Annotated in this window: 10 protein-coding genes and 1 pseudogene; 3 read left to right on the forward strand and 8 right to left on the reverse strand. The window is 73.4% G+C overall.

Features of this window, described 5'->3' with window-relative positions:
- Nucleotides 1-56: 56 nt before the first annotated feature.
- The 7 genes and pseudogenes from ACFV0G_RS21670 to ACFV0G_RS21700 all read right to left on the reverse strand — a co-directional run bounded on the left by ACFV0G_RS21670 (nt 57) and on the right by ACFV0G_RS21700 (nt 7,527).
- Nucleotides 57-1,481, reverse strand: a complete 1,425-nt coding sequence (locus ACFV0G_RS21670; RefSeq protein ID WP_380550157.1) for a GH1 family beta-glucosidase — start codon at nt 1,479-1,481, stop codon at nt 57-59.
- A 39-nt stretch (nt 1,482-1,520) separates the two neighbouring features.
- Nucleotides 1,521-2,444, reverse strand: a complete 924-nt coding sequence (locus tag ACFV0G_RS21675) for a carbohydrate ABC transporter permease (protein ID WP_380550160.1) — start codon at nt 2,442-2,444, stop codon at nt 1,521-1,523.
- On the reverse strand, nt 2,363-3,304 hold the full coding sequence (locus ACFV0G_RS21680; RefSeq protein WP_380550163.1) for a carbohydrate ABC transporter permease: 942 nt from the start codon (nt 3,302-3,304) through the stop codon (nt 2,363-2,365). Before ACFV0G_RS21680 ends, ACFV0G_RS21675 begins: the two co-directional genes overlap by 82 nt.
- A gap of 53 nt (nt 3,305-3,357) precedes the next feature.
- Nucleotides 3,358-4,659: an ABC transporter substrate-binding protein gene (locus tag ACFV0G_RS21685; protein WP_380550166.1), complete on the reverse strand. Its 1,302-nt coding sequence runs from the start codon at nt 4,657-4,659 to the stop codon at nt 3,358-3,360.
- Nucleotides 4,660-5,466: 807 nt separating this feature from the next.
- Nucleotides 5,467-5,910 (reverse strand): ASCH domain-containing protein, encoded by a 444-nt coding sequence (locus tag ACFV0G_RS21690; protein WP_380550184.1) that lies wholly within the window; start codon nt 5,908-5,910, stop codon nt 5,467-5,469.
- Nucleotides 5,911-6,030: 120 nt separating this feature from the next.
- Nucleotides 6,031-6,315: pseudogene (locus tag ACFV0G_RS21695) on the reverse strand (DUF6980 family protein); the annotation flags it as partial.
- A gap of 141 nt (nt 6,316-6,456) precedes the next feature.
- On the reverse strand, nt 6,457-7,527 hold the full coding sequence (locus ACFV0G_RS21700) for a LacI family DNA-binding transcriptional regulator (RefSeq protein ID WP_380550169.1): 1,071 nt from the start codon (nt 7,525-7,527) through the stop codon (nt 6,457-6,459).
- 300 nt (nt 7,528-7,827) lie between these two features.
- Between ACFV0G_RS21700 and ACFV0G_RS21705 the strand changes: the two genes are divergently transcribed.
- Both ACFV0G_RS21705 and ACFV0G_RS21710 read left to right on the forward strand, forming a co-directional pair.
- A complete protein-coding gene (locus ACFV0G_RS21705) occupies nt 7,828-9,507 on the forward strand; it encodes an AlkA N-terminal domain-containing protein (RefSeq protein WP_380550172.1) in 1,680 nt (559 codons plus the stop codon).
- A gap of 5 nt (nt 9,508-9,512) precedes the next feature.
- Nucleotides 9,513-10,058 carry a methylated-DNA--[protein]-cysteine S-methyltransferase gene (locus ACFV0G_RS21710; protein WP_380550175.1) on the forward strand — a complete coding sequence of 182 codons (546 nt, stop codon included), beginning with the start codon at nt 9,513-9,515 and terminating at the stop codon, nt 10,056-10,058.
- A gap of 155 nt (nt 10,059-10,213) precedes the next feature.
- Here ACFV0G_RS21710 and ACFV0G_RS21715 read toward each other — a convergent pair whose 3' ends face one another.
- Nucleotides 10,214-10,756: a MarR family winged helix-turn-helix transcriptional regulator gene (locus ACFV0G_RS21715; protein WP_380550178.1), complete on the reverse strand. Its 543-nt coding sequence runs from the start codon at nt 10,754-10,756 to the stop codon at nt 10,214-10,216.
- Between the two features lie 497 nt (nt 10,757-11,253).
- On the opposite strand from ACFV0G_RS21715, the gene ACFV0G_RS21720 reads away from it, so the two are divergent.
- Nucleotides 11,254-12,813, forward strand: a complete 1,560-nt coding sequence (locus ACFV0G_RS21720) for an MFS transporter (RefSeq protein ID WP_380550181.1) — start codon at nt 11,254-11,256, stop codon at nt 12,811-12,813.
- The last annotated feature ends 225 nt before the right edge of the window (nt 12,814-13,038 follow it).

Raw genomic sequence — 13,038 nt, forward strand, 5'->3', positions numbered from 1 at the left:
GTGCCAGATCCCGGCGGCCGCACGGCCGTTGTGCTCCCCGCCCCCACCGGGCAGGTTCAGTCCGGCAGCACGCCGGTGCGCACCACCTCCGCGTACCAGTGGGCGCTGTCCTTGGGGGTCCGGCGCTGGCTCGCGAAGTCCACGTGGACGATCCCGAACCGCTTGCTGTAGCCGTACGCCCACTCGAAGTTGTCCAGCAGCGACCAGAGGAAGTACCCGCGCACCGGTGCGCCGTCCGCGATCGCCCGGCGCACCGCGGCCAGGTGCCCGCGCAGGTAGGCGATCCGCTCCGGGTCGTGCACCGCGCCGGACGGGTCGCAGTAGTCCTCGTACGCCGCGCCGTTCTCGGTGACCAGCAGCGGCACGCCCGGCAGGTCGTCGCGCAGGCGGGTCAGCAGCTCGTAGAGGCCGTCCGCGTCGACCGGCCAGCCCATCGCGGTGCGGCTGCCCTCGGCGGGCAGGAAGCGCACGCCGCGGTCGGCCGGCCAGGGGGAGAGCTCGCCGGCGTGGCCGTCCTGCCGGTCGGCGGGCGCGGCCGGGTCGTCGGCGCCGACGACGGTCGGGGTGTAGTAGTTGATCCCCAGCGAGTCGATCGGCCGGGAGATCTCGGCGAGGTCGCCGTCGTGGACGAACGACCAGTCGGTGACCTCGGCCGTGTCGGCCAGCACGTCGGCCGGGTAGCTCCCGTGGAAGACCGGGTCCAGGAAGATCCGGTTGGCCAGGCCGTCGATCCGGCGGGCCGCGTCCAGGTCGGCCGGATCGTCGCTGACCGGCCGCACCGCGGCCAGGTTCAGGGTGAGCGACACCTGTGCGGCGGCCGGCAGTTCGGCGCGCAGCGCGGCCGTGCCCAGCCCGTGGGCGAGCAGCAGGTGGTGGTGGGCGGCCAGGGCCTGCGCCGGGTCGGTCCGGCCGGGGGCGTGCACACCGTTGCCGTAGCCGAGGAAGGCACTGCACCAGGGCTCGTTGAGCGTCGTCCAGGTGGGGATCCGGTCGCCGAGGCGGCGGGCGGCCGCCTGCGCGTACTCGGCGAAGCGGTAGGCGGTCTCGCGGTTCGTCCAGCCGCCGGCGTCCTCCAGCTCCTGCGGCAGGTCCCAGTGGTAGAGCGTGGCGACGGGGGCGATGTCCGCCTCCAGCAGCTCGTCGACCAGCCGGTCGTAGAAGTCCAGTCCGGCCTCGTTCACCGGGCCGCGGCCGCCGGGGACGATCCGCGGCCACGCCAGCGAGAACCGGTAGGCCCCGAGGCCGAGGCGGGCCATCAGCGCGACGTCATCGCGGTAGCGGTGGTAGTGGTCGGCGGCGATGTCGCCGGTGTCGCCGTTGCGGACCTTGCCCGGCGTGCGGCTGAAGGTGTCCCAGATGGACGGCGTGCGGCCGTCCTCGGCGGCGGCGCCCTCGATCTGGTACGCGGCGGTGGCCGTGCCCCAGACGAAGCCGGGCGGGAAGCCGGTGCGGACGGGGGAGGGGAGGGCTTCGACGGACATGTCGCCTTCCGGGAGGTGGAGTGGTCGGGGGAGGCCGGGTCAGCCCTTGACGGCGCCCTGCATGATGCCGCCGACGATCTGCCGCCCGAGCAGGGCGAACACCGCCAGGACGGGGAGCGTGCCGAGCAGGGTGCCGGCCATGACGATCGACTGGTCCGGGACGTAGCCCTGGCCGAGCGACTTCAGTGCGACCTGGACGGTCGGGTTCTGCGAACTCAGCGCCACGATGGGCCAGAAGAAGTCGTTCCAGGTGGCCATGAAGGTCAGCATGCCGAGCACGGCCATACCCGGACGGGCGACCGGCAGCACGATCGAGAAGAAGATCCGCAGCGCCGAGGCGCCGTCCACGCGGCCCGCCTCGATCAGCTCGTCCGGCAGCGCCTGGATCAGGAACTGCCGCATGAAGAACACGCCGAACGCCGAGACCAGCGACGGCAGGATCACCGCGGGCAGCTTGTTCTGCAGGTCCATCCGCACGATCACCATGAACAGCGGGATCACACCGAGCTGCGGCGGGATCATCATGGTGCCGACGGTGACCGCCAGCAGCAGCCCGCGGCCGCGGAAGCGCAGCTTCGCGAAGGCGAACCCGGCGAGCGTCGAGGAGAGCACCACGCCCGCGGTGACCGCGGTCGCCACGATCAGCGAGTTCCACAGCGCGGTGCCGATGGCGGCCTGCTGGAGCGCCTCGCCGATGTTGTGGAAGAGGTTCGGTCCCGGTGTCAGCGCCGGAGTGGCCGCGCTGAGCTCGGAGTTGGTGCGGCTGGCCGCGACCAGCGTCCAGTAGAACGGGAAGACGAACATCAGGGTGGCGCCGATCAGCACGGCGTACGCCACCGGGCCGCCCTGGAGCGGGGATCGCCGGGTCAGTCTCATCTCGGTCACCGGTCCGTACGGTTGCGGCGGGCGGCGATCGCCGCGTTCAGCAGGGCGAGCACCACGATCAGCAGGAACATCACCCATGCGACGGCGGCGGCCCGGCCCAGGTGGAAGAACGTCCAGCCCTGCTCGTACATGTAGAGCCCGAGGGTCTGGTACTGGTGGGAGATGCCGCCGCCCGAGTTGCCCTCGTACAGCAGCGGCTCGCCGAACAGCTGGGTGGCGCCGATCGTCGACACGACCACGGTGAACACGATGGTCGGGCGCAGGCCGGGGATCGTCACGTGGCGGAACTGCTGCCAGCGTGAGGCACCGTCCATCGCCGCCGACTCGTAGAGCTCGCCGGGGATGGCCTGCATGCCGGCCAGGTAGATCAGCGCGTTGTAGCCCGTCCAGCGCCAGGTGACGATCGCCGAGACGCCGAACTGCGAGGCCCAGGTGCTCGCCTGCCAGTCCACCGGGCTCAGCCCGGCCGAGGTGAGCAGCCAGTTGATCAGCCCGTAGTCGCGGCCGAAGAGCTGCGCGAAGACCAGCGTCGCCGCGGCCACGCTGGTCGCGTACGGCATCAGCATCGCGACCCGGAAGAACGTCCGGCCGCGCAGCCGGTAGTTGAGCAGATGCGCCAGGCCCAGCGCCATCAGCAGCTGCGGCACGGTGGACAGCACGCCGATGGTGAAGGTGTTGCGCAGTGCGTTCCAGAAGAACGGGTCCTCGAACAGCCGGGTGTAGTTCTGCCAGCCCAGCCAGTCCATGTGGTCGGAGGTCTGCAACTCGACCCGGTGCAGCGACACATAGGCCGTGTACAGCAGCGGGAAGAGCCCGAACGCGGCGAACAGGACGAAGAACGGTGCGACGAAGCCGTACGGGGCGAGCCGGCCGGCGGTGCGCGGGCGGGCCCGGCCGGCCGCGGCCGACGGCAGGCGCGCCGAGGAGGTGATGGCCATGGAAGGTCCTTCGACGGGGCCCCCGGCCCGGCGGGGCCGGGGGCCGTGGGGCGTCAGTTGCCGTTCGCCTTCTTGACGTTGTCCAGCGCGTGCTGCCAGGCGGTGGCCGGCGCGGTGTTGGTGCGCTCCACCTCGCCCAGCGCGTCGGTGAACGCCTTGCCGATCACACCGTCGTCGGTGCCGAGCACCTGGGCCGGCATCCCGGTGGCCGCCTCACTGAAGATCTGGCCGATCGGCGCGTTGTTGAAGTACGGGTCCTGCACCGACTTGATCGCCGTCTGCGCGTCCGTGCTGGACGGGAAGGAACCCTGCTTGGTGAAGAGCTTCACCTGCTGGTCCTTGGCGTTCAGCCACTGGATCAGCGCGGCCGCCTCCTTCGGGTGCTTCGCGGTGCGCGGGATCGCCAGGTAGGAGCCGCCCCAGTTGCCGGTCTTTCCCGGGCCGGCCGCGATGTCCCACTTGCCGGCGAACGCGTCGCCCGCCTGGCCCTTGATGTAGCCGATCATCCAGGCCGGGCAGCTCAGCGTGGCGAACTTGCCGGTGGAGAAGGCCTTGTTCCACTCGGGCGTCCACTGCGGGAGCTTCGCCGACAGCCCGTCGGCGACCAGCTTGGTGGAGTCGTCCCAGGCGGTCTTCACGGCCGGGCTGCTGTCGTAGACGGCCTTGCCGCTCTCGTCGGTGTAGCGGACCTTCTGCTGCCCGACCTCGGCGGTGAACATACCCGCGGCGCTGTCCGTCCAGGCGTTGCCCGCCTGGGCCTTGGCGGCGTACTGCTTGCCGAGGTCGAGGTAGCCCTGCCAGGTGGACCACTTGGCGGCCAGCTCGGTGCGGTCGGTGGGCAGTCCGGCGGCCTTGAAGAGGTCCGTGCGGTAGCAGATCGCCTCCGGGCCGATGTCGGTGCCGGCGCCGAGCACCTTGCCGTCGGGGGTCTTGATCGCGGCGGCCTTCCACGGCACCAGGCCGTCGTTCACCCCGCCGAGTCCGAGCGTCTTCAGGTCGGTGAACTTGTCGGACTGCTTCTGCACCACGCTCGCCACCCGGCCGACCTCCAGGCCCTGGATGTCGGCGAGGCCGCCGCCGCCGGCCAGCTTGGTCTGCAGGGCCTGCCAGTACTGGCCCTCGTCCTGGGTGTCGGACTGCTTGATGGTGATGTTCGGGTGGAGCTTCATGTACTCGTCGTAGAGACCGGTCTCCTTGAAGCCGAAGGTGCCGAAGAGGTCGATCGTGAGAGTGACCTTGCCGTCGGCGCTGTCCTTGGAAGCGCTGGTGCCGGAGCTGCAGGCGGTGAGCAGCAGGGCGGCGGCGAGAGCGGTGGTGCCGAGGGCTGCGGAGCGTCGGGCTCTGAACGGACGCATGGGGAGGTCTCCTGACCGGGGCAGGCTGGGTGGTGACGTGAGGTGCGCTCGGTGGCTCGATTTCTGAGAGCGCTCTCAGCGATGCAGTGAGAGTGCCGGGGGTGCCGTCCGGACGTCAAGGGGGCGAAACCTGAACGTGATGTCAGTGATGCCTGCCCGCGGGCCGATTTCCTTGGGGCGCGGGGAGGCGGTGGGGATTCCGTTCAGAGCGTTGACACGCCCGCGTCGTGGGGCCTACGGTCCCATGCCTGAGAGCGCTTTCAACGGCGGTGGGTTGCCGATGGGGCGCGCCTCGGGCGACGGGCGACCGTGGGGGCCGGCCAGGTCGCCGATCTGCAGGTCCGTCCGGCCTGCTCCGTCCGTCCGGCCTGTTGGTTCGTTCGGTCTGCCGGTTCGTTCGGGCCGGTGGCCCGTTCGGTCTGCTGGTTCGTTCCGTCTGCCGGATCGTTCGGCTTGCTGTTCATCGGTTCGCCGAAGGTGCCGGGCCCGGGGATTTCGGGCTGCGACACGGGTCGGCGGACCGGCGGAAGGACGGGTCGCGGAACTCCCGGCGTGTGGTGGCCGGTGGGACTGCCGTGCACCTGGTCAGGGGTGGCCGGGTGCGCGGCACCGCACGGTCCGGGTGCGTGCGCCTGCCGGGTCGGTGCGGATGGGTGGTGTGGGGCGGTCCGCCCTGCCAGTGCCGGATGCCGGTGCCGGATGCCGATGCCGAGGTCGGTGGCGGTGTCGGCCGTCAGCCCGTGTCGGCCAGCAGGCGGTGGTCCGGGCGTCCGGCCGGGTGCGCAGCCGTCTCGGTGGCTCCCGGCGTCACGCCTCTGCCGTGACGTCGTCGGCGGTCGCGTCCTCCGCCGTCCTCTCCACCAGCCGGAACCGCTGGAGGACCAGCAGGGTGGCGTCGCCGACCGTGAACGCCGGGTCGCCCATCTCCTCCCGCACCTCCGCGCTGTGCCAGAACTCCTCGTGCCCGGCACGCCATTCGGCCACCGACGTGTACCCCTCGCCCTCGTCGCGCGCGTGGGCCTCGTCGACCTCGGCGACCGGGACGATCCGCACCTCGGTCGTCTCGATGACGGCGACCTCCTCGTCCGCCGAGTCGACCACGGCCTGGCGCAGGCCGACCGCGGGCACCTCCTCGCCGAGCAGTGCGTAGGCGTCGAACAGCGAGGTCGTACTCGACTTGGTGCCGTCCAGGATCGCCGCCACCAGGGCGTCGCGCAGCGGCCCCGGGAACGCGAACTCGGCCTTCGGCAGGCCCTGGTGGCCGTCCGCCGGGTCGCCGGCCGCCGTACCCCTGCCGGCCGTGTCGCTGCCGGCCGTGTCGCCCGGCTGCTGTGTTGTCGCGGCCTCGCCGTCCGGGGTGGCAAGCCATCTGCCGTCCTCGAACTCCGGCGGCACCTCGTCCGTCCACGGGTCGATCCCGAGCCGCTCCAACTCCCCGAACCAGCGGTCCCGCTGCGACTGCGGCAGCTCCGTTCCGCACCAGGGGCAGAACTCGATGGTGATCGCCGACGTGCCGCCGTCGTGCACGATCAGCCCGTACTCCCGGAATCGCTCGCTGAAGTGGACCAGCGCGTCGGGGCAGTCGAACGGGTCGTCGTGCAGGTCGCAGGCGTGCGTGACCCGGCGGTCCATGGTCGGGCAGCAGTGCTCGGTCATCCGGCCACCTTCTCCCGCAACGGTGGTCGGGCGAAACCGGATTTCCGCCGAGGCCGCGTCCGGTGGGGTCGCGCCCGGCGACGCGGCGTCGGCGCAGGCTCTGATGGGGTGTCGGGACGGTCGATGCGGGCGTCCGCAGGATCAGGCCGAACCGCGGATGATAAGCCTGGTCGGGGTGATGACGGAGGTCGGGCCGGGACGGCCGGGCCCCTCGCTGACGCCGGCCAGCCTGCGCAGCAGCAGGCGGGCCATCAGGCGGCCCATCTCCTCGATGTCCTGGCGGACGGTGGTGAGCGGCGGCTCCGTCCACTCGGAGATCTGCTCGACATCGTCGAAGCCGACCACGGCGACGTCCTCCGGGACGCGCCGTCCGGCCTCGCGCAGGACCCGGAGTGCGCCGGAGGCCATCGCGTCGGAGGCGGCGAACACGGCGTCGAGGTCGGGCCGGCGGGAAAGGAGCTCCGCCATCGCCCGGCCGCCGCCGTCCGCGGTGAAGTCGCCCTCGGCGATCAGGTCGGGGTCACCGTCCGGCAGCAGGTCGCGGTAGCCGTCCAGGCGGTCCAGCGAGGAGGTCTGGTCGAGCGGACCGGTGACCGTGGCGATCCGGGTGCGGCCGATCGAGCGCAGGTGCTGGACGGCGAGCCGGCCGCCGCCGCGGTTGTCGCTGTCGACGTAGATCAGGTCGCGGTCGGACTCCGCACCAGGCCAGCCGGGGCGTCCGCCTATCACGAACGGCAGCCCGACCCGGCGCGCCATCTCCGGCAGCGGGTCGGAGTGGTGCAGCGAGAACAGCAGTGCCCCGTCGACGTGGCCGCCGCCCAGGTAGCGGCCGACCCGCTCGTAGTCGGCCTGGTCCTCGATGAGCAGGAGGACCATCTGGTTGTCGGCCGAGGACAGCTCGCGGCTGATGCCGCGCAGGTGCTGCGCGAAGAAGGGGTCGGAGAAGAGCCGGCTCTCCGGCTCGGCGACCACCACGGCGACCGCATGGTTGCGCCGGGTGACCAGGGTGCGGGCGGCCAGGTTGGGCACATAGCCGAGTTCGTCGACGGCCCGCTGGACCTTCTCGCGCAGGGAGGCCCGGACACCGGCGCCGCCGTTGACCACCCGGGAGGCGGTGGCGCGGGACACCCCGGCCAGCTCGGCGACCGACTCGAGCGTCGGTCTCGGCGCGGCGCCGGAGTGCTCGGTGCCGGGGTGTTGGTGCTGGGACACCGGGGACTCCTCTCGCGCTGAACGGTTCGCGTCAGAGCCTATCGGGTGGACCTAGGGGGTGAGAGCGCTCCCAGAACGGAGAGCCGCCCCGGAATCCTCCCGGCGGGCTCTAGGGCGGGCTCCGGGCGGGCTCTACGGCGGGCCGGCACCGGGTCCGGCACGCGCCGGCACCGGGTCCGACGCACGCCGGTACGGGCGCGGCGCACGCCGCTACGGGCTCGCCGTACGCGCGTGCGGACCCGGACGGTCACGTCCGATTTCCGCCAGTCGGGTACCGGGCGATGGCGCAGACTGGGAGGCGTGATCGATGACGAGACCAGGTACCGGGCGGTGGACAGCCGTGACTCCCGCTTCGACGGGGTGTTCTTCACGGCCGTGCGAACCACCGGAATCTACTGCCGGCCCAGCTGCCCGGCCGTGACCCCGAAGCGCGTCAACTGCACGTTCTACCCCACGGCCGCGGCCGCCCAGGGCGCCGGCTTCCGGGCCTGCCGCCGCTGCCGGCCCGACTCCGTCCCCGGCTCCCCCGAGTGGAACCACCGCGCCGACCTGGTCGGCCGGGCCATGCGGCTGATCGGCGACGGCGTCGTCGACCGCGACGGCGTGGCGGGCCTCGCCGAACGCCTCGGCTACAGCGCCCGCCAGCTCCAGCGCCAGCTCACCGCCGAACTCGGCGCCGGCCCGCTCGCCCTCGCCCGCGCCCAGCGCGCGCAGACCGCCCGACTGCTGCTGCAGACCACCGCCCTGCCGGTCACCGAGATCGCCTTCGCGGCGGGCTTCGCCTCCGTGCGCCAGTTCAACGACACCGTGCGCGAGGTGTACGACCGCACCCCGAGCGGACTGCGCGCCGAACACGCGACCGGCCACCCGGCCGCGGCCACCCCCGGCACGATCAGCCTGCGCCTCGCCTACCGCGGCGCTCTCGACAGTGACCACCTCCTCGACTTCCTCGCGCTGCGCGCCGTCCCCGGCGTCGAGGAGGTCGTCCCCGGCCCCCGCGCCGGCAGCCGCACCTACCGCCGCACGCTCGCCCTCCCGTACGGGCATGCCGTCGCCGAAGTGGACGGGCTCGCCGCAGCGGACCCGCCCACCCGCGGCTGGCTCGACTGCCGGCTCGCCCTCGCCGACCTGCGCGACCTCACCACGGCGGTGCACAGGCTGCGGGTCCTTTTCGACCTCGACGCCGACCCGGATGCGGTGGATGCGCAACTCGGCTCCGACGGCGCCCTCGGCCCGTCCGTGCAGGCCAGACCCGGAGTCCGCTCGCCCGGCCACGTCGACCCGCACGAACTCGCGGTTCGGGCCGTCCTCGGCCAGCAGATCACGGTCGCCGCCGCCCGGACGCTCGCCGGCCGCCTCGCCGAGCGGTACGGCGCCGAACTGCCGGAGCCGAACGGCGGCCTGCGGCTGCTCTTCCCGACCGCGGCCGCCCTGGCGGACGCCGCCGACGAGGACCTCGCGATGCCCGCGGCCCGCCGCCGAGCGCTGCGTGGACTCTGCACGGCCCTCGCCGACCCGGCCGGGATCCGGCTCGACGGCGGCGTCGACCGCGAGGAGACGGCCGCAGCCCTGCTCGCCCTCCCCGGCCTCGGCCCGTGGACGGTCGGCTACCTGCGGATGCGGGCCCTCGCGGACCCGGACGTCTTCCTCCCCGGCGACGTCGGCGTCCGGCACGGCCTGCAGCGGCTCGGCCACCCGGGAGACGCCGCGAGCGCCGAGGCCATCGCCGCATCCTGGGCCCCGTGGCGCTCGTACGCGGTCCACCGCCTCTGGCTGGCCTCGGCACCGCCGGCCGCTGCCGCTGCTGTCGCCGGCGCGGTTGGTGCGGTTGGTGCGGCTGGTGCGGGCCGGAAGAATGGAGGGTCGGGCAGATCGAAGGCCGTCCGACGGACGGGCGGCGGCGACAGTGCGGGTGCCGACGCGAGCGGTCCGGGCCGGGCGAGCGATCCGGTGAACGACCCCGATGGTGTGAAGGTGTGAGCAGCGTGACCAGCCCCAGCAGCGTGAACCGTGCCGATTCCCGTGCGGTCACCGTCTTCACGACCATGCCCAGCCCGCTCGGCCGACTGCTGGTGGTCGGTTGCGTCCAGGACGGCGGGCCGACGGCCCTGGTCGCAGTGACCGCGCCGGGACAGCGCGGCGCGGTCGCGGAGCCGGAACCCGACTGGGTCGCCGACCCCGAAGCACTCGGCGCCGCCGTCGAGCAGTTGACGGCCTACTTCGCCGGCGAGCGCACCACCTTCGACCTGCCGCTCGCGCCCACCGGCACGGAATTCCGCCAGCAGGTCTGGGCGGCGCTGGACGACATCCCGTACGGGGAGACCGTCACCTACGGCGAACTCGGTGCCGCGGCCGGTCTGCCGCCCACGGCCGTGCGCGCCGTCGGACAGGCCGTCGGGGCGAACCCACTGCTGGTGGTCCGACCCTGCCACCGTGTGGTGGGCGCGAGCGGAACGCTCACCGGCTTCGCCGCCGGAGTGGAGCGCAAGCGCTGGCTGCTGGACCTGGAACAGGGCGCCACGCTCTTCTGACCGCGGCGGGCCCGGCGGCCCGGCAGGTCGGCGGGTCGGCGGGTCGGGGATGGCGCCCCGGTGCGGGGGCGGATTCGGGTGTCCGCACAAGTGCCCGATGCCCGGCGCCTGGTGCCAGGTGTCCGGTGCCCGGTGTCGGTACCGGCACCGAGTCCTCAGGCCGGACGGTCGTCCGGACCCGTGGTGCCCGTGGTGCCGGCGGCCCCGGCGAGGGCCTTGGCCAGTTGCTCCAGGCCGGGCAGCGCGCCCATCACGGCGTCGCGGTCGGTGGGGGAGAGGCTCTCCAGCGCATCCGCGAGTCTGCGCTCGTGGGCGCGCCGCCAGTCGAGGAGCTGGCGGCGGCCGGCGGCCGTGAGGGCGATCCGCGCCGTGCGGCGGTCACCCGGGTCGGCCTGGCGGTCCACGAAGCCCGCCTCCAGGAGCTTCCCGACCAGGCCGCTCACCGTGTTGGGCGCCAGGCGCTGCCGCGCGGCCAGCTCGCCGACCCGCAGCGGAGCCGCCGCCAGGGTCTGCAGTAGCTCGACCTGGGCCATCGGCAGCGACTCCCACGGGTAGTCGGTGCGGATGCTGCTGCGCAGCGCCCGGCGAAGCCGTGTGATCACGTCGGTGAGCCGCTGGGCACGCTCGATGGCCGCGGCCTCCTCGACCGCCGAGAACTCGGACACGGACTGCGGCACGGGGTGGGACGGCTCCGACATGGCGGACAGCGTATCGGCTCGGAGGTCACGGTTCGGCCGCCGACCAGGCCGGACGTTGACACCGCTGCGTTCCGACCTGTTCGGTGTCGGGTGGTACGGAGGCGCTTCCCCGCTCTCGTCCCATCCTGGGTTTTCTCCACGCCGGTCCGGTCCCGCGGTCCGATCCGCATCGGCCTGCCCCACTCGGACTCTGTCGGCTCGGACTCTGTCGGCCGCCGATCGGAATACCTCTGGAGCAGAGGAGCTCGGCCGCCGATCTGGAGACGTCGGCCGCCGATCGGAACGCCTCTGGTGCCGAGACCCTCGGATGCCGGATACCTCTGGAGCAGAGGGGCTCGGCCGCCGGACTGCTCCGGTGCCGAACGGATCGGCCGCAGCGCATCGCCGACCCGGGGCCGTGTGGTGGCCGACAGAAGGCGACCGGTTACCAAGGGATGAGATCGGTTTCCGACAGACTCCGCTAGCGACTATGTCTGCTACCGATATATCATCGTCCCGTGCCCTCGACCCATCGCCCTCGGCTGCTCGACAGCGCCCTTCTGCTGGCTGAACGGCCCAGGCCGCGCGCCGTGGCGGCGTGGCGTCACGCCCACTGGCTCGCCGTCGGCACGGTCTGCCTGGGTGCGTTCCTCGGCCAGCTGACCGCGAGCGTGACCGCGCTGGTCTTCCCGGCGCTGGAGCAGCACTTCGATGCGGGCTTCGCGTCGGTCGAATGGGTCTCGCTTGCCTACCTGCTGGTTCTCGTGGCGCTGCTCGTCCCGGTGGGCCGCCTCTCCGACACGGTGGGGCGCAAGACGATGTACCTCGGCGGCTTCGCGGTCTTCGCCGCGGCCTCCCTGGCGGCAGGGTTCGCGGGCGGGCTGTGGATGCTGGTCGCCTGCCGTGCCGTACAGGCGGTGGGCGGCGCGATGATGCAGGCCAACAGCGTTGCGCTGGTGGCGAGGGGCGTGCCGGCCCGTGCGATGCGCACCGCCCTTGGCGTGCAGGCAGCCGCGCAGGCCCTGGGGCTGGCGCTCGGGCCGAGCGTCGGCGGCCTGCTGGTGGCGCACGCCTCCTGGCGGTGGGCATTCTGGGTCAACGTGCCGATCGGGGTGATCGGGCTGCTCGCGGGCTGGTTCCTGCTGCCGCGCAGTCACATCTCCACTGCTGCATCGGACCACGCTGTCCCGGTCCACCCGGTCCGCCCGGTCCGCACAGCGGTTCCGGTCCGCCCGGTCCGCCCGGTCCGCCCGGTCCGCCCGGTCCGCTCGGCGGTTCCGGCGGTCCCGGCGGCACCCGCCGCCCGCGAGGCACGGTTCGACCTGCTCGGGCTGGTGCTGCTCGCCGGGTCGTCCACCGCGCTGCTGCTCGCCCTGTCGGCGGCGTCCGGCCTGCCGCTCCCGGCGTGGGCCGTGGTGGTACTCCCGGTGGTTGCGGTCGTCCTCGCGGTGGCGCTCACCCGCCAGGAGCAGCGGGCGGACCGTCCGATCATCGCGCCGGGCCTCGTCAACACGCCGGGCATCCGTGCCGGGCTCGTTGTGGCTCTGGTCGGCTACCTGCTGCTGTTCTGCCCGCTGGTGCTCGGCCCGGTGATGCTGGCCGGCGCGGGCGTCCCGGCCACGACCGCGGGGCTGGTGATCACCGCGCTGCCGGCCGCCTTCGCGGTGGCCGCGACGGCCGGGTCCGCGCTCGTCCCCCGGCGCTGGTGCGATGCGAAGCGGGGACGGGCAGGCGCGCTCGTGGCCGCGGTCGGGCTGGGCGCCCTCGTGGTGCTGCCGGTGTCGACGGCGCTGACGCCCGTCCCGCTGGCGGTGGCCGGCTACGGCCTGGGGCTGCTGCTCCCCGCGAACAATGCACTGGTGATGCGCGCCGTTCCGGCGGAGAGCTCCGCGGTCGGCGGCGGCATGGTGAACATGGTCCGCAGCCTCGGGACGGCCCTGGGCACGGCGCTGCCGGTGCTCGGCGTGCACCTCGCGGGTTCGGGTACGGGCGGGCGGGCCGTCCTGCTGCTGCTCACCGGCGCGGCGCTGGCGGCAGTGCGGCTGTGCGTCCCGGGCCGGGAGGTCCGGCGGTCCTGAGCGACCGGGCCCCGCCCCGACCAGAGGTGGAAGACCACTGCTGACAGCGTCGCCTCACGGCTGAGCTGCGCATCGGCTCCGAGGGCAGAGCCGGACATCGGCCCCGACGACCGCGGGGCCCCCCCCCCCCGGGGGGGGGGGCGCCCGGGGGGGGGGGGGGCGCCCGCCCCCCCCCCCCCGCCGCGGGGGGGGCGAAAACACCCCCCACCCCCCCCCCCGGGGGTG

Origin of the sequence: Kitasatospora sp. NPDC059571 (assembly GCF_042735675.1) — a bacterium.
Lineage (GTDB): Bacteria > Actinomycetota > Actinomycetes > Streptomycetales > Streptomycetaceae > Kitasatospora.